The following is a 17,298-nucleotide window of genomic DNA, read 5'->3' on the forward strand; positions in this document are numbered from 1 at the left end:
ACTATACGTAGGTCTTACGTATAACCCTAGCATGCAATGTAAGGTTTTAATATCAAATATTTAAGGTAAAACTGTAATAATTTTATGGTTTTTCTACAGTTTACCGTCAACAATTCGTCTTAATTACCTGATTCTTAGGTGATCGGTCGTTTAAGTGTCTCAGGAATCTCACAAACAGGTATAGGAATCATCTTATGTTTGTTGGCAGAATTATACTTCTTGTATATCTTAAATACTTCGGCTTCTCGATTTTTGAAGTCCTCCGCACGCTTTCCTTCTTCGTCCATTTTCATGGCCCACTCTAATTCTGGATATGAAGCCCCGATTTGATCTTCGTCTGTTCTATCGTCACCCCATAGTCCATCCGTGGGTGGAGCCATTAGGATGTCTTTGTGAACCCCCATAAAGGATCCCAATTCATATACTTCAGTTTTTAAAAGGTCGGCAATTGGGCTCAGGTCTACGCCGCCATCCCCGTATTTAGTATAAAATCCAATCCCGAAATCTTCTACTTTATTTCCAGTTCCTGCCACCAGATAACCCAGAAGGGCTGCAAAGTAATACAAGGTGGTCATGCGCAATCTGGCACGGGTATTGGCAAGCGACATAAAACGCTCTTCTTCATCATCTACCTTGGGCAGGGCATCCACCAGTTGATCAAAAACAGGAGTGAGGTTTACCGGTTGTCTGCTGACATTGGGATATTTTTTTATTAGCCAATCGATGTGTTGGTCGGCTCTGCTTACCTGACTCTCGCCTTGGTGGATTGGCATTTCAATACACAATACTTTTAAGCCGGTACGGGCACAAAGAGTAGAGGTGACGGCGGAATCTATTCCTCCCGAAACGCCAACCACAAATCCTCTCATTCCGGCATTTTGGGTGTACTCCTTTAACCATTCTACAATATAATCCACAACTTTGGCAGTTTGCATAGTGCGTTTTTTTTAAATTGAAATACTTTAACTTTGGCCCCGTAAAAATACTCTCTGTCAACTGAATATTAAAATAGATAAGGCTTTACTTTTTATGCAAAAGACAAGATCATGGATTTTGGTCATTCTAATACTTTTATCGGCTTGTAAAGAGGATAAAGAAATTCCCCAAGAAATTCTGGATCAGCCGGTATCCCTGGAAGTACTGAGATTTGACAAGGAGTTTGCTGAGGCCACTCAGGAATCACTGCCTCAAATTAAGTTGAAGTACCCTTATTTTTTTCCTCCCCAATATTCAGATAGTGTCTGGACCGCAAAATTGCAAGACAGCATACAGATGGAATTGAGGCAGGCTGTAGACAGTGCATTTTCAGATTTTGAGAATCAGGAGAAAGAACTAACACTGCTTTTTAAGCACCTCACTTATTATTTTCCCGACTATCAGGTTCCTACCTTAATTACTCTCACAACGGATGTAGATTACGAAAATCGGATAATCGTTACAGACAGCCTTCTTCTCATCGGGTTAGACAATTATCTTGGACCGGATCACAGATTTTATGCTGGCATTGACCGGTATATCTCCAAAGGCTTGGACAAGGAATACATCGAGAGCGATATAGTAAGTGCGTTGTCAAAAAAGATTATACCCTATCCCGTAAATCGGAGCTTTTTAGATCAAATGGTATATTACGGGAAGGAACTCTACCTGAAGGACCTTCTCCTGTCATGGCAGACTGATGGCCAAAAGATTGGGTATAATGAAGATGAAATGGCCTGGGCAAGGGCCAATGAGGAACAAATCTGGCGATATTTTATTGAACGCGAATTGCTCTTTAGTACAGACGCCAAATTGGGTCCGCGGTTTTTGGATCCCGCACCCTTTTCCAAATTTAGGCTGGAGCTCGATAATGAGTCCCCCGGTCGTCTGGGCAGGTATGTAGGATGGCAGATTGTAAGAGCATTTATGGATAGAACAAATACCCCGGTTGCCGAATTATGGACGTTGCCGGGAGAAACTATTTTCAAAGAATCGAATTATAAACCTCAGAAGTAAGATCATGGCAAAAGAAGAGTCTTCAGAAATAAAATTGAGGATTACCCTCGATGAGAACCGGATTCCGGTAAAATTAAACTGGTCTGCAGAAGACGGAGGAATTGTAGATGAAGAAGCCAAGGCGATGCTGCTTTCAGTCTGGGACAGCAAAAATAAGGAGTCGCTTAAAATTGATCTGTGGACCAAGGATATGCCTCTGGATGAAATGAAAATCTTTTTTCACCAAACCTTAATATCGCTTTCGGATACGTTTATGAAAGCTACTCAGGACGAAAAAATGACGGCCACCATGAAAGACTTTTGCGCCTATTTTGCAGAAAAACTCGAATTAGAAGCATGAGAATAATTTTCCGCTCCTAATTAGACATGGGTATTTCCATTAGTAAAATTTGACCGGCCTCCATCATTTCAAATTCAAGGGTATTCACCTGCCACACCCCCAGTCCATCGCGCCGGTTTAATTCCTCTCCGGCAACCCTGCATTTGCCTTCCAGAAGAAATATGTACAAGCCATTAGACTTTTTTCGCATGCCGTAACTAATGGTTTCACCTTTGTCAAAATCGCCTAAATGGAACCAGGCGTCCTGATGAATCCATACCCCGATGTCTTTAGGATCAGGAGAAATAATCTGGTGAAAGGTATTCTTTAAGGAAGTTTGGTCCAGGGTAATTTGATCATATCTCGGACTCACATTCACTTTATTGGGAAGTACCCAGATCTGTAGAAATTTCACTTTTTTATCCCGGTTCTTATTGCGTTCGCTATGGTTTACTCCTGTACCCGCACTCATAACCTGCACATCGCCTTCTTTGATAACGGCCACGTTGCCCATGCTGTCTTTGTGTTCAAGTTCTCCTTCCAGAGGGATAGAAATGATTTCCATGTTCTGATGTGGATGTGTCCCGAACCCCATTCCGCCAGCTACTTCATCATCGTTCAACACCCGGAGTACGCCAAAATTCATCCGGGAAGGATCGTGATAACCTGCAAAACTAAAGGTATGGTGGCTGCGGAGCCAACCGTGATCGGCAAAACCCCGCGTAGATGCTTTGTGAAGTATTTTCTTCATAATAATTTGTGTGATTCTTTTGCCATCTTTGTCGTAAGGAATTCAGAAATCTTTCGTCTGTAAAGACCTAAATTGTCCTAGTAATAAATTTATAAAAACTGAAGCAGGTGCCCAGAGATCCCATTAAGAAATTGCTATTTGTTTACAATGCAGATTCAGGATTGATGAACGAGCTGTTCGATGCTGCTCACAAAGTACTGAATCCAGCAACTTATCAGTGTAGATTATGCGAGCTGACCTTCGGAAATTTCCGTGAAAAGGCGACCTGGAAAAAATTCCGAAAGAAGAGTGATATTTCTATGGAATTCCTTCATAAGGATGAGTTTTTGGCTCAGTATTCTTCCAAATTCATGCCCAAATACAGCTTTCCCATCGTACTCGAAATCACGGATCACAACTTGGAGCAGTTCTTGGGAACGAAAGAAATTAACGAACTTCAGTCAACGGAAGAATTAATCGGGGAGATAAACCAAAGACTAGCGTAACGAGGATTTCCGACCATTATTGAGCACAAATTTTAACCTTTGTGCTGATGCTTGTGAAAGTCGGTATTGATTTGGTCAATATATTCCAGAATTTCTTCCCTTCCTTGTGCTTTCAGGGAGGAGGTAACAAAATGCCGGGGTGCTTCTTCCCACAGGTCTTTTGTCATCGTATTGAGATATTCGTTAACCTGCCTTTTAATCACCATGGGTTTTATTTTATCTGCCTTGGTAAACACAATTGAAAAAGGGATTTGATTTTCGCCCAGCCAGGCCATAAACTGGAGGTCTATGGGTTGTGGTTCATGGCGGATGTCGATCAGGACAAAGGCGCTGAGTAGTTGAGTCCGCTTTAAAAAATACTCAGTGATATACTTCTGAAAGGTCTTTTTTTCTTTTTTGGATACCCGGGCATAACCATATCCGGGTAGATCCACCAAAAACCAGTTCTTGTTTATTTTAAAGTGATTGATCAGTTGCGTTTTACCGGGCCTTCCTGAGGTTTTGGCCAGAGACTTACGTTCGGTAAGCATGTTGATCAGCGAACTCTTTCCCACATTAGATCTGCCGATAAAGGCGTATTCAGGCAGATGGTCAGAGGGGCATTGGGCAACACTGGAATTGCTCATGACAAAGTCGGCCGACTTTATTTTCATGATTATCCGGTTTTAGAGTTTACTTTCCTCAAGCCATTTGGCCAGAATTTCATTGAATTCGTTGGGATGTTCCATCATGGGAGCGTGTCCGCATTTCTTAATCCAGAACAAATCAGAATTGGGAAGCAGTTCGTGAAATTCCTTGGCTACTTTTGGAGGGGTAACCGAATCATTCTCACCCCAGATAATACAGGTGGGCGTCAGCATATGAGGCAAATCTTTTGACATATTATGCCTTATTGCGCTCTTGGCGATGGCTAGTGTTTTTACGAGTTTCATTCGGTCATTAACCGTAGCAAAAACTTCATCCACGATTTCCTTGGTCGCAACCGCAGGATCATAGAATACATCCTGTGCTTTTTTCTTGATGAATTCATAATCTCCTCTTTTGGGATATCCATCACCCATAGCACTTTCATATAGCCCAGAACTACCTGTAATTACTAAGGCTTTGACCATTTCAGGGTATAGTTTGGTATGTAGTAATCCAATATGACCACCCAGTGAATTTCCGAGTAGGATAACGTCTTTCAACCCCTTGTATTCAATAAATTGTTCCAGGTATTTTGCAAAGTTCTTGACGTTGGTTTTGAGCATGGGCATGCTGTAGATCGGCAATTCAGGGACCAGTACCTTATATCCCTTTTCAGGAAAGTAATTGGTTACGCCTTCAAAATTACTCAATCCACCCATCAGACCGTGAAGTATGATCATTGGGGTGCCTTCACCGACTTCTATATATCGGTATTTCCCGTCAGTTTTAATTGAATTCTCCATGCACGACAGCTTCTGTTGTCAGTTGGCAAATATAGGCATTTCCCTCATATAGGACCATTTAATTGAGATTGCGATGAATCGAAACAGCTCGCTGCATGAGAATTCTTTCTTGTTGGGAAAACAAAACTCTTAAGCTCAGACGGACGGGACGGGTAAAGGTTAAAAAAGCCAATTTTTATGAACAAAGTGGTAATTTGTGGTAAATAGTGGTAATAATTTCTATATATTTGAGTTTATATAGGGTAGACCAACCAGATTTGAATGATCAATTTCATTGGAACATATGAATGCAAGGCCGATGTAAAGGGAAGGGTGATGATACCTGTGACCCTTAAGAATCAGATGGCGCCGGTGATCAACAAAGGCTTCGTGATCAAGCGCTCTGTGTTTCAGCCATGCCTTGAACTCTACCCCATGGAGGAATGGAATCTGCTCATGGAGAAAATGAATCGAAAAAACCGATTCAAGAAAAAGAACAACGATTTTATCAGAAGGTTTTCGGCAGGGGTTAAGCCCGTTGAGATTGATGCGACAGGACGATTGCTAATACCCAAAAACCTTATTGCTATTGCCGGTATTACCAAAGAAGTGGTATTGAGCTCGGCAATAAATATAATCGAGATCTGGGATAAAGATAGTTATGAAAAGGTTTTAGATGAAACGGCAGAGAATTTTGCTGAGTTGGCTGAAGAGGTAATGGGAGAAGATGGTGATGAGCTATCATAATCCGGTCTTGCTCCGACCTTCAGTGGACGGATTAAACATAAAACAGGACGGTGTCTACGTAGACATCACATTCGGAGGTGGAGGCCATTCTAAGGCCATTCTAGAAAGGTTGGGGGAGAAAGGAAGGTTGTTTGCTTTTGACCAGGATGAAGACGCTCTCAATAATGATATAAATGATGACCGATTTACACTAATCAATGAGAATTTCAGGTATCTCGGTCAGTTTTTAAAGTTCTATGGCATTCGGAAAGTGAATGGGATCCTTGCAGATTTCGGAGTTTCCTCACATCAATTCGACAGCGCAGAACGAGGTTTCTCCACCCGTTTTGAGGGAGAACTTGATATGAGGATGTCTAAAAGAAATCAATTGTCTGCCTTTGAGGTAATCAATGAATACTCTGCTGAGAGACTAGGACAGATTTTAAAGCAGTATGGTGAACTCAGGAATGCTCATGCAATGGCCAAAACCATAGTAGAATCCCGGGATAAGAAAACGATAAAAACCTCTGCTGATTTAAAGCAGGCGTTACAAAGGTTTTTGCCCGGACACAAAGAGCATAAAATATTGGCCCAGATATACCAGGCGGTGAGAATTGAAGTGAATCAGGAATTGGAGGCGATAAAGGAGTTCTTATTGCAAACTCCGGGCTTGTTGCCCGAAGAAGGCCGATTGAGCATTATCAGTTACCATTCACTGGAAGATCGTCTGGTAAAGCGCTTTATCATGACTGGGAATTTTGAAGGAGAACTTGAAAAGGACTTTTACGGAAAGCCTTTAAAACCCTTTAAAAAAGTGGGGAACCTGGTAGTCCCAGACGAAGAAGAGATCAAACAAAATAACAGAGCACGAAGTGCAAAATTGAGAATAGCGGAACGGATTTAATTATTGAAAATCAAAATGAAAAACGGAATTGTATCCATTTTAAAAGGCAAGTTTCTAGTGAGTGGTGGCGCTCCTAAAAACTGGCTCTTTTTGGTATTTGCTTCCTTCCTGGCAACGGTGATGATATCCAGTTCTCACAGCGCCGACCGCAAAGTACACAAGCTAGCCGCCCTAAATGAAGAAGTAAAGGAGTTGCGAAGTCAGTTTGTAGAGATGCGTTCGGATGTACAACGATTAAAATTGGAGTCGACCGTAAGGCTAACCGTAGCAGATAAAGGTCTGCTTCCTTCTGAGACGCCACCGAAGAAGATTAAAGTAAAATCAACCACCCCATAAATGGCATTTTCTACCAAACATATTCTAACCAGGTTGTATCTCGTATCGGGAGGCTTGTTCCTTTTTGGTGGGTTGGTACTTTTTAAGCTGGTGAGTATCCAAATGGTGCATGGGGATAAGTATAAGGAGCTCGCTTTGCAACGAACGGAAAAAATGTTCACCATTCCGCCCAACAGGGGAAATCTCTATTCTGACGATGGGAGTTTGCTGGCAACTTCGGTCTCCAAGTACGCGATCAGATTTGATGCTGTAACCGTTAAGAATGAGGATTTTGAACAACATGTAGGTCCTCTTGCTTCTCAATTAGGGGCTTTATTGAATAAGCCTGCTTCGCATTACGAACAGCTGCTTCGCAAGGCAAAAGCAAATAAAAACAGGTATGCGCTAATTGCACGAAACCTGGACTATTCTCAGTACATGAGCGTCAAGGAGTTCCCACTTTTTAATATGGGACCCTACAGAGGTGGTCTGATTGTGGATCAGAAAACGGTTCGCGAGCATCCCCTGGGAAAAATCGCCGAAAGAAGTGTTGGTTATGAACGTTTTGATGAAAACGGCTATGTTACCCGGGTTGGACTTGAAGGCGCCTTTGGACAATACCTCAGGGGAAAAGAAGGGAAACGTCTCAAGCAAAAAATAGCCAAAGGGCAATGGAAGCCCATCGGCCTTGACAATATCATAGAGCCAAAGGACGGCTATGATGTAATTTCCACAATCGACATCAATATCCAGGATATTGCCCACCACGCCCTGTTGAAGCAACTCGAAAAATACAAAGCAGATCACGGCTGCGTAATTGTAATGGAAACGCATACCGGCGAAATCAAAGCCATATCGAACCTCGGCAGGACAGAGGATGACAAATATTACGAAAGACTGAATTATGCTGTTGGGGAATCTCACGAGCCCGGTTCAACATTTAAGTTGATGTCACTGGTAGCGGCTTTGGAGGATAAAGTAGTAGATACCAGCAGTGTCATTGATACGGAAAAGGGAAGATGGCGTCTTTATGACCGTATCGTGAGGGATTCAAAGCATGGGGGCTACGGCGAGATTTCGGTAGCTCGGGCTTTTGAGCTTTCCTCCAATACTGCCTTCGCAAAAATGATCCATAATAATTATAAGCAAAATCCTGAGGCCTTTGTCAACAGGCTCAGGCAGATGGACTTGCATAAAGAACTGGGCTTACCGATTAAGGGAGAGGGTATTCCAGTGTTGAGGAATCCGGGCGATAAAGGCTGGTCGGGGATTTCCCTGGCATGGATGTCTCACGGATATGAAGTGGCTCTTACTCCACTTCAAACTCTTGCGTTCTACAATGCCATTGCCAATGATGGGGAATTACTTAGGCCCAGACTCATTAAGGAAGTAAAAGAATGGAATAATACCATACAAAGGTTTGAAAAGGAAGTGATCAACCCGGCGATATGCTCCGAGGAAACGGTGAAAAAGGTACAGCAGCTGTTAAAAAATGTTGTGGAGAAAGAACACGGTACCGGACATAAATTATTTGCGGAAGGCTTTTCGATGGCTGGTAAAACAGGTACAGCACAAAAGAATTACGTAGGTAAAGATCCTGATAAACTGAGGTACATTTCCACTTTTGCAGGTTATTTCCCAGCAGACGATCCTAAATATTCATGTATCGTAGTCATCCATGAACCCGATAAGAGTGTTGGCTACTACGGGGCGGATGTGTCTGGTCCGGTTTTTAAATCCATTGCTCATAAGATATACTCAAATAACCCTTTGGTTGATGAGGTTGCCGATCTCGAACCCTTTAATGAAGTCTTGGAAGAGGCTTATGAGTCTTATTATGATGAGGTACAAAAGGATTTAACCATCATGCCCAATTTAAAAGGGATGAGTGGGATGGACGCTATTTCCATACTCGAAAATCTCGGCCTGAAAGTAGAAATTAAGGGTAATGGAAAAGTGAAAAAGCAATCGGTACGGCAGGGAACCAAACTTAACGAGGTATCTAAAATAGTCCTGGATCTTTCATGAAGTCACTCAAAGACATATTATATGGAGTGGGCCTTAAGGCTGTAACCGGAACAACGGCCAAACTCGTGAATCAAATATGTTTCGATTCCCGGACTGTTTCCATTGATGATGTTTTTGTTGCCATCAGCGGGACACAGTCTAACGGACACGATTATATTGGTAAGGCCATTGCCTCAGGAGCCAATGCAATTGTCTGTGAGCAGATGCCCGCAGATCTTATAAATGAGGTGACCTACCTGGAGGTAGAAGACTCTAAGAAGGCTCTTGCCATTATGGCTTCAAATTTCTACGAAAATCCCTCAAAAAATTTAAAACTGATCGGGGTAACTGGGACCAACGGTAAAACTACTGTAAGCACCCTTCTCTATCAATTGTTTAAAAAAGCCGGCTTTAAAGTTGGTCTGCTTTCCACAATCAGGATTATGGTTGATGAAAAGGAGTACGATACAAAACATACCACTCCTGATGCCTTGTCTATCAATTACTATTTGTCATTAATGAGTGAGGAAGGGGTGGAGTACTGTTTTATGGAAGCCAGTTCACATGGCATTGATCAGAAAAGGACCGAAGGCCTCGTATTTGCCGGGGCTATTTTCACCAACCTGTCTCACGACCACCTGGATTATCACAAAACCTTTGCAGATTACAGGGATGCCAAAAAGGCATTGTTCGATTACTTGCCTAAAACAGCATTCGCCTTATCAAACATGGATGACAAGAATGGTTTGGTCATGCTGCAGAATACCAAGGCTAGAAAATTTACATACGCGCTCAAATCGTATGCAGATTACAGGGCTCAGATCCTGGAAAATCAGTTCAGCGGTCAATTGCTAAAAATTGACAACAATGAACTCTGGACAAAACTTATAGGGAATTTCAATGCTTACAATGTACTCGCGATTTACGCGACAGCTGATCTGCTCGGGTTAGATAAAATCGAAACCCTCAAATTACTCAGTGAGCTGGAAAATGTAAGTGGCAGATTTCAATACTATATCTCAAAAAATCGCATAACGGCTATTGTTGATTATGCCCATACGCCGGACGCTTTAAAAAATGTGCTGGAAACAATCAGCGCATTGAGGACTGGAAATGAAAACGTCATCACCGTAGTGGGGTGTGGTGGTGATCGTGACAAGTCTAAGCGTCCGGTAATGGGGCATATCGCTACCTCCCTTAGTAATAAGGTCATTTTTACCTCAGACAATCCAAGGACCGAGCAACCCGGAGTTATTATTTCGGAAATGGAAGCTGGGGTAGAACCGCAAAATTCAGCAAAGGTTTTGGCGATCGAAAACAGAAAACAGGCCATTAAAACCGCCTGTCAGCTAGCCGATGCACAAGACATCATTCTCCTGGCCGGGAAAGGCCATGAAACCTACCAGGAAACCAATGGAAACAGGACGGACTTTGATGATTTTAAAATTATCAAACAAGCATTAGAAGATTTAAAGAAATAGCAAGAAAGTAGTATGCTGTATTATTTGTTTGAATATTTAGAGAAACAGTACCAGTTCCCAGGGGCGACATTATTTCAATTCCTCACCTTCAGGGCAGCCATGGCGGTATTGCTATCGCTTGTTCTTGCCACAACCCTTGGAAAGCGCATCATTCTCTTTCTCCGAAAGAAACAAATAGGAGAGACCGTAAGGGATCTCGGACTCGATGGACAGCAGCAAAAACAGGGTACTCCAACTATGGGCGGACTCATCATTATTATGTCTACCCTGCTCCCCGTAATTCTCTTTGCTCGCCTCGATAATATCTACGTGATCCTGCTTATTGTCACCACCCTATGGATGGGCATCATCGGCTTCATAGATGATTACATTAAGATTTTTAAAAAGAATAAAAAAGGCCTTAAAGGAAGATTTAAAATCCTGGGGCAAGTGGTTTTAGGCCTGGTGGTGGGCGCTACCCTCTTTTTCCACCCTGAAGTTACCATGAAGGAAAAGAATAAGACCATCATTACCGAGAATTTCGAGGTTCGCGATGTGGAAGGAAAGGAAATGAAATCTACCAAGACCAACGTTCCCTTCTTTAAAAATAACGAGTTCGACTATGGTGATTTGATCTCTTGGATAGGGGGAGACGTACAGAGATACGCATGGCTCATCTTTATCCCCATCGTCATCTTCATAGTGACAGCAGTTTCCAACGGTGCCAATTTAACGGATGGAATTGACGGTCTGGCCGCTGGTACTTCTGCGATAATCGTATTGACACTGGGCATCTTTGCCTGGGTATCGGGTAACATTATATTCTCGGATTACCTGGATATACTTTATATCCCCAGGGCTGGAGAGTTGGTCGTGTTTATCTCTGCTTTTGTAGGATCTCTAGTCGGATTCCTATGGTACAACGCATTTCCTGCCCAGGTCTTTATGGGTGACACAGGCAGCTTAACCATTGGCGGCGTAATTGCAGTGATTGCCATCATCGTGCGGAAGGAATTACTCATTCCTCTCTTATGCGGGATTTTCTTTGCCGAGTCGCTATCTGTCATGATGCAGGTCAGTTATTTCAAATACACCAAGAAAAAATACGGAGAAGGGAAACGAATATTTCTTATGTCGCCCCTTCACCACCATTATCAAAAAAGAGGATATCACGAAAGCAAGATCGTCACCAGATTCTGGATTATAGGAATCCTGTTGGCTATTGTGACCATTGTAACCTTAAAAGTGAGGTAAATGGAGCGATTAGTGATCCTGGGAGGAGGCGAAAGTGGTGTAGGAACTGCCATCCTGGGGAAACAGAAAGGATTTGAGGTCTTTGTTTCAGACAAAGGCGAGATTAAGAAAAAATACAAAGACGTTCTTATACATGTTGGATTGGAATGGGAAGAAGGAGGACATACAGAGGAGAAGATACTGAATGCCGACCTGGTTATGAAGAGTCCGGGAATCCCCGATAAGGTACCCCTGGTTCAGAAACTGGTTAACAAAGGTATTCCCGTGATATCGGAAATTGAATTTGCCTCGCGATATACCGGTGCGACCATCATTGCGATTACCGGGAGTAATGGTAAAACAACCACGACCATGCTCACTTATCACATCCTGAAACAAGCGGGATATGATGTTGGTATGGCCGGGAACATTGGAGACAGTTTCGCACAAATGGTTGCCGAAGGGGAGAAGGAGTACTTCGTTCTGGAAATCAGCAGCTTTCAGCTCGACGGGATCACAAGCTTTAGCCCGCACATTGCGATGATCACCAATATCACCCCTGATCATTTGGATCGATACGATAATGATTTTCTTAAATATGTCGCTTCTAAATTCAGGATCACAATGAACCAGAGCAGCAAAGACTTTTTTATCTATGATGCCGATGATGACGTGATTGACGCTCACTTAAAAAAGCACCCTATCCAGGCCAGCAAACTGCCCTTCTCCTTACATGGGGAAAAGCAGTATGGAACCTTTTTAAAAGACAAACAATTTGTAATAAAGACACACGAAGACACTATGGAACTAGCATCAGATTCACTAGCATTAGAAGGTCAGCACAACCTCAAGAATACCATGGCTGCAATTACCGCAGCTAAACTGGTGGGGATCCGTAAGGAAACTATTCGGGAGTGTATCCAGAACTTTCAGGGTGCTGCGCACCGACTTGAGAAGGTCCTGAAAATACATCACGTACAGTACATCAATGATTCAAAGGCAACCAACGTCAATGCCACCTACTATGCCCTCGATAGTATGAGCACTCCCACCGTTTGGATTGTTGGAGGAGTGGATAAAGGCAATGATTATAAAGCCCTAATGCCTTTGGTACGCGAGAAGGTTAAGGCGATAATTTGCCTGGGAATGGACAACGAAAAACTCAGGCAAACTTTCGTAAATGCGGTAGATATTTTTGTTGAAACCTATGCCATGTCTGAAGCAGTAAAGGTCGCTTACAAAATAGCTGAGCGAGGAGACACCGTTTTGCTCTCGCCCGCTTGTGCAAGTTTCGATTTGTTTAAAAATTACGAGGATAGAGGGAATCAATTTAAAGAAGCAATTAAAAACCTATAGTTTTTGAAGTTCCTAACTCACATACAAGGTGATAAAGTCATTTGGGCGGTGGTAGCACTGCTGGCCTTATTCTCTTTCCTTCCGGTGTACAGCGCCAGTAGCAATCTGGTGTATGTTGTGGGGAATGGAACTACCATAGGGCATTTGATGAAACACGGTTTATTGCTGTTCCTGGGCTTTGGGATCATTTATGGTGTTCACAAAATCCCGGCTCATTACTTTAAAGGATTATCAATTATCGCAATGCCTGTGGTCCTTGCCCTGCTGGTTTATACATTGGCACAAGGCACAACCATTGAGGGGGCCAACGCCAGCCGTTGGATCAGATTGCCCCTTGTAGGGATCACTTTTCAAACCTCAACCCTGGCTTCTGTTGTTTTAATGGTCTACATCGCCAGGTACCTTTCCAAAATAAAAGATAGACAGGTGACTTTTAAGGAAAGTATTTTGCCTTTATGGTCCCCGGTTTTTCTGATTGTAATATTGATTTTACCAGCCAATTTTTCAACCGCTGCCATCCTTTTCTTTATGGTGCTGGTCTTGTGCTTTTTGGGGGGATACCCCTTGAAATACTTATCTGCAATGATTGGTTTAGGCCTTTTAGGGCTATTGTTCTTTGTCCTTGTCGCCAAAGCAGCCCCGGATCTTTTTCCGAACAGGGTAGACACCTGGATGAGTCGTGTTGAAAGTTTTTGGGACCCCGCAGATACAGAGGCAGACTATCAGATTGAAAAAGCCAAAATAGCCATTTCCAGCGGAGGCCTGGTGGGTAACGGGGCAGGTAAAAGCGTCATGAAAAATTTCCTGCCACAGAGTTCTTCAGATTTTATTTATGCAATAATCGTTGAGGAATACGGCCTTATAGGGGGTTTTTCTCTCATGTTCTTTTATATGCTTTTGCTTTTTAGAATTGTCGTTGTTGCCAACGCTAATCAGTCGGTTTTTGGGAAGTTGCTGGTTGTAGGGGTAGGATTGCCCATAGTATTCCAGGCATTGATCAATATGGCAGTCGCAGTTGAATTGTTCCCTGTTACAGGGCAAACTCTGCCCTTGATCAGTTCAGGGGGGACTTCTATTTGGATGACCTGTCTGGCGATAGGCATTGTTTTGAGTGCGAGTAGAAAGAGAACCAACGAATTGGAGGATCAGGAAATTGATGAAAATAACCCTTTAGAAGTCTTAAGTGGGCAACTATAAGTTTATTCTTTCCGGTGGAGGTACCGGAGGACATATTTATCCGGCAATTGCAATTGCCAACGAGCTTAAAAAGCGATTTCCGGAGGCAGAATTTTTGTTCGTGGGAGCAAAAGACAGAATGGAAATGGAAAAGGTCCCTCAGGCGGGATACGAAATTAAAGGATTATGGATTAGTGGATTACAGAGAAGATTAAGCTGGAAAAATTTTCTTTTTCCTATAAAAGTGATCAGCAGTTTGATAAAGGCAAGAAACATAGTAAACACATTTAAACCCGATGTCGTCATAGGTACCGGGGGCTTTGCAAGTGGCCCGGTTCTAAGAGTAGCCTCCGGGAAAGGAATTCCATGTCTTCTTCAGGAACAGAATTCCTACGCGGGGATCACAAACAAATTGCTGGCGTCGAGAGTGAGAAAGATTTGTGTGGCCTATGAAGGGATGCATAAATTCTTTCCTGAGCAAAAGATTGTTAAAACGGGAAACCCGGTGCGATCTTCCTTGCTTAGTTTACCGGATGAGGCTGAGTTGTCTTATGAGTATTTCGGGCTTAAGCCCGGAAAGAAAACCCTATTGATCCTTGGCGGGAGTTTAGGTTCCGGACGGATCAACAAACTTATTGAAGCGCAACTGAGCTATTTCCATAAACTGGATTTGCAATTGGTATGGCAATGTGGTGCCATGTATTACGATAAATACAAGCATCTGAATTCTGATCATGTTAAGGTCCATGGATACCTGAATAAAATGGAGCACGGGTACCGGATTTCGGATATCATTATATCGCGCTCGGGGGCGGGATCAGTTTCTGAACTCTGCCTGGTGGGCAAACCTGTGTTTTTTGTACCCTCACCAAATGTGGCTGAGGACCATCAGACTAAAAATGCCGAGGCCCTTGTAAAAGAAGGTGCGGCGGTAATGGTTGCAGAAAAGGATTTGGATAGCAAGTTCCAGGAGACATTTGAGGAATTAATTTCTTCAGATCAAAAAAGGGAGGAACTGGGTATCAATATTAAAAAGTTGGCCCTGCCAAAGGCAACAGAACATATTGTGGATGAGATTGAAAATTTAATCGGGAGAACAGCATGAGTAAATTCAATTTTCATAGGGTTTACTTTATCGGAATAGGCGGTATCGGAATGTCTGCCTTGGCGCGCTATTTTACCTTTTTGGGGAAACCGGTTGCCGGCTATGACAAAACTTCATCACCGCTTACCCTGGAATTGGAAGATCTCAGAATTGATATCCATTATAAGGATGAATTGACCTTAATTCCTGAACCCTTCTTAAATGCTGAAGATACCCTTGTGGTTTATACTCCTGCGGTACCAAAGGACCTGAAAGAATGGATCTATTTTAGGGATAAGGGATTTACGGTAAAAAAGAGATCAGAAGTGCTGGGAATCATCACCAATGACACTTTCTGCTTTGCTGTCGCAGGTACCCACGGAAAAACTACAACTTCCAGTATTCTGGCACATCTTCTCAAAGAGACCGGAACCCCATTAACTGCTTTTCTAGGCGGTATATCAGAAGACTTCAATAGCAATTTTGTTTGGGAAGGCAATGAGTTTTCAGTAGTTGAAGCCGATGAATTTGACCGATCGTTTCTTCAGTTAAGACCCGACGTTGCCTGTATTACTTCTATGGATGCCGATCACCTCGATATCTACGGTGATGAAGAAGCTTTGAAAAAGTCCTTCAGGGATTTCGCTGCCAACCTTAAGCCCAACGGAAAGCTATTTGTCAGGAATGGGCTACCCGTGCAGGGAATCACCTATGGGATCGATGACAACTCGGACTATTGTATAAAAAATATTAAAATTGAACATGGCACCTACATTTTTGATTTGGGCACCCCCGAAACTGTGCTAAAAGGGGTGAAATTCAACAAACCCGGCAGACATAATCTGCTGAATGGTTTAGTGGCTTTCGCAATGGCGATTCAGGCCGGTCCCCCGCTGGATCGCCTTGCAGAAGCTTTGGAATCCTTTAAAGGTGTAAGGCGTAGATTTTCGTATAAGATCAAGGCAGACAATTTGATTTTCATCGATGACTACGCACATCATCCGACGGAAATAGATGCTGTTTTCGATGCGATCAAGGAAATGCATCCCGATACTAAAATCCTTACGGTTTTTCAGCCTCATCTGTATTCAAGAACACGAGATTTCTTAAACGACTTTGCAAAAAGTTTGTCAAGATTTGACAGTATCCTCTTGTTGGATATTTATCCGGCTCGTGAAAAACCTATTCCGGGAGTTAGCTCACAACAATTACTCAAACTCATTCAGAATCCTATGAAAAAGCTGGTTGCAAAACAGGATCTGGCTAAAGAAATAAAGGCGCAAAAACCACAAGTCCTGGTCACCATGGGAGCGGGGGATATCGGACTTGAAGTAGAATCATTAAAACAAGCATTGGAATATGAAAATTAATTGGAACTATATCAAAATATTAGTCCTAATAATTTGTATAACAGGACTTTACGCATTCTCAAATAAAAGAAATCTCGACAGACCCATAAAGGAGATGGAGATTGTATTTGAAGGAGACAACAATTTATACCTGTCTCAGGAAATGGTTAATAAATTGTTAATACAAAATTTTGGAAGTGTCCTCAAGCTGGGCAAAGAAAAATTAGTTTTGAATACTATAGAAAAGGTCATCGAGACCCATAATATGGTAAAAAGCGCCCAGGTATATCTTACTATTGATGATAAACTTACATCTAAAATTTTCCAAAGGCAGCCCATAGGTCGTGTAGAGGGAATTACAACATTTTACCTAGATGAGGAGGGTAAATCTATGCCATTATCCAAGTTGCATTCTGCCCGTGTGCCTATCATCACTGGCGAGATCACAGGAAAGAGTCTGGATGATGTTTTTGAAATATTGAAGTTTATAAACCAGGATGAATTTTTTAGAAAAAATGTCATCGGGATACATATAGAAGCGGAAGAAAGGTATCAATTGAAATTTCGGGTTGAAGACTTTATCGTTGACCTTGGAAATGTTGATGACCTGGAGAAGAAATTCAAAAATTTCAAAGCCTTTTATGCCAAGGCTTTAAAAGATAAGTCCTTAAGGGATTACGCAGTTGTGAATTTAGAGTTTGACAATCAAGTAGTGTGCACTAAAATTTAAGA

General features: G+C 42.4%; 18 protein-coding genes. 14 read left to right on the forward strand and 4 right to left on the reverse strand.

The genetic code is table 11. From position 1 onward, the window contains the following. Positions 1-134: 134 nt before the first annotated feature. Positions 135-935 (reverse strand): NAD(+) synthase, encoded by an 801-nt coding sequence (gene nadE / locus EQY75_RS01950; protein WP_129602385.1) that lies wholly within the window; start codon positions 933-935, stop codon positions 135-137. A gap of 94 nt (positions 936-1,029) precedes the next feature. On the opposite strand from nadE, the gene gldB reads away from it, so the two are divergent. Both gldB and gldC read left to right on the forward strand, forming a co-directional pair. Beyond that, on the forward strand, positions 1,030-1,992 hold the full coding sequence (gene gldB, locus EQY75_RS01955) for a gliding motility lipoprotein GldB (RefSeq protein WP_129602387.1): 963 nt from the start codon (positions 1,030-1,032) through the stop codon (positions 1,990-1,992). A gap of 4 nt (positions 1,993-1,996) precedes the next feature. Continuing rightward, positions 1,997-2,332, forward strand: coding sequence for a gliding motility protein GldC (gene gldC, locus EQY75_RS01960; protein WP_129602389.1), 336 nt, complete (start codon positions 1,997-1,999; stop codon positions 2,330-2,332). A 16-nt stretch (positions 2,333-2,348) separates the two neighbouring features. On the opposite strand, the gene EQY75_RS01965 is transcribed toward gldC, so the two are convergent. After that, a complete protein-coding gene (locus tag EQY75_RS01965; RefSeq protein WP_129602391.1) occupies positions 2,349-3,062 on the reverse strand; it encodes a pirin family protein in 714 nt (237 codons plus the stop codon). Between the two features lie 107 nt (positions 3,063-3,169). Here EQY75_RS01965 and EQY75_RS01970 point away from each other — a divergent pair, with 107 nt between their 5' ends. After that, on the forward strand, positions 3,170-3,547 hold the full coding sequence (locus EQY75_RS01970) for a GTPase (protein WP_246019950.1): 378 nt from the start codon (positions 3,170-3,172) through the stop codon (positions 3,545-3,547). Between the two features lie 32 nt (positions 3,548-3,579). Here the strand turns inward: EQY75_RS01970 and yihA are convergent, their stop codons facing one another. Both yihA and EQY75_RS01980 read right to left on the reverse strand, forming a co-directional pair. Further along, positions 3,580-4,200: a ribosome biogenesis GTP-binding protein YihA/YsxC gene (gene yihA / locus EQY75_RS01975; RefSeq protein WP_129602393.1), complete on the reverse strand. Its 621-nt coding sequence runs from the start codon at positions 4,198-4,200 to the stop codon at positions 3,580-3,582. Positions 4,201-4,212: 12 nt separating this feature from the next. Beyond that, positions 4,213-4,977 carry an alpha/beta fold hydrolase gene (locus EQY75_RS01980; protein ID WP_129602395.1) on the reverse strand — a complete coding sequence of 255 codons (765 nt, stop codon included), beginning with the start codon at positions 4,975-4,977 and terminating at the stop codon, positions 4,213-4,215. 261 nt (positions 4,978-5,238) lie between these two features. On the opposite strand from EQY75_RS01980, the gene mraZ reads away from it, so the two are divergent. The 11 genes from mraZ to EQY75_RS02035 are packed head-to-tail and all read left to right on the forward strand — an operon-like array spanning position 5,239 to position 17,296. Beyond that, a complete protein-coding gene (mraZ, locus tag EQY75_RS01985; RefSeq protein WP_129602397.1) occupies positions 5,239-5,703 on the forward strand; it encodes a division/cell wall cluster transcriptional repressor MraZ in 465 nt (154 codons plus the stop codon). Further along, complete coding sequence (rsmH, locus tag EQY75_RS01990) at positions 5,690-6,586, forward strand: 16S rRNA (cytosine(1402)-N(4))-methyltransferase RsmH (RefSeq protein ID WP_129602398.1); 897 nt, start codon at positions 5,690-5,692, stop codon at positions 6,584-6,586. The genes mraZ and rsmH overlap by 14 nt, the downstream gene beginning before the upstream one ends. Positions 6,587-6,601: 15 nt before the next feature. Beyond that, entirely contained in the window at positions 6,602-6,922 is a 321-nt protein-coding gene (locus EQY75_RS01995; RefSeq protein ID WP_129602400.1) for an FtsL-like putative cell division protein, read from the forward strand. Continuing rightward, positions 6,923-8,929, forward strand: a complete 2,007-nt coding sequence (locus EQY75_RS02000) for a penicillin-binding protein (protein ID WP_129602402.1) — start codon at positions 6,923-6,925, stop codon at positions 8,927-8,929. Next, a complete protein-coding gene (locus tag EQY75_RS02005) occupies positions 8,926-10,389 on the forward strand; it encodes a UDP-N-acetylmuramoyl-L-alanyl-D-glutamate--2,6-diaminopimelate ligase (RefSeq protein WP_129602403.1) in 1,464 nt (487 codons plus the stop codon). Before EQY75_RS02000 ends, EQY75_RS02005 begins: the two co-directional genes overlap by 4 nt. Positions 10,390-10,401: 12 nt before the next feature. Next, a complete protein-coding gene (gene mraY, locus EQY75_RS02010; protein ID WP_129602405.1) occupies positions 10,402-11,622 on the forward strand; it encodes a phospho-N-acetylmuramoyl-pentapeptide-transferase in 1,221 nt (406 codons plus the stop codon). Next, on the forward strand, positions 11,623-12,957 hold the full coding sequence (gene murD / locus EQY75_RS02015) for a UDP-N-acetylmuramoyl-L-alanine--D-glutamate ligase (protein ID WP_129602407.1): 1,335 nt from the start codon (positions 11,623-11,625) through the stop codon (positions 12,955-12,957). It abuts the gene before it with no gap. A gap of 3 nt (positions 12,958-12,960) precedes the next feature. Then, positions 12,961-14,154 (forward strand): FtsW/RodA/SpoVE family cell cycle protein, encoded by a 1,194-nt coding sequence (locus tag EQY75_RS02020; protein WP_129602409.1) that lies wholly within the window; start codon positions 12,961-12,963, stop codon positions 14,152-14,154. After that, the gene (gene murG / locus EQY75_RS02025; protein ID WP_129602411.1) at positions 14,141-15,238 is read left to right on the forward strand and encodes an undecaprenyldiphospho-muramoylpentapeptide beta-N-acetylglucosaminyltransferase; all 1,098 of its coding nucleotides are present in this window, start codon (positions 14,141-14,143) and stop codon (positions 15,236-15,238) included. Before EQY75_RS02020 ends, murG begins: the two co-directional genes overlap by 14 nt. Continuing rightward, the gene (murC, locus tag EQY75_RS02030) at positions 15,235-16,587 is read left to right on the forward strand and encodes a UDP-N-acetylmuramate--L-alanine ligase (RefSeq protein WP_129602413.1); all 1,353 of its coding nucleotides are present in this window, start codon (positions 15,235-15,237) and stop codon (positions 16,585-16,587) included. The genes murG and murC overlap by 4 nt, the downstream gene beginning before the upstream one ends. Further along, positions 16,577-17,296, forward strand: a complete 720-nt coding sequence (locus EQY75_RS02035; protein ID WP_129602415.1) for a cell division protein FtsQ/DivIB — start codon at positions 16,577-16,579, stop codon at positions 17,294-17,296. The genes murC and EQY75_RS02035 overlap by 11 nt, the downstream gene beginning before the upstream one ends. Positions 17,297-17,298 lie beyond the last annotated feature (2 nt).

The sequence above is a fragment of the Muriicola soli genome, from assembly GCF_004139715.1.
Lineage (GTDB): Bacteria > Bacteroidota > Bacteroidia > Flavobacteriales > Flavobacteriaceae > Muriicola > Muriicola soli.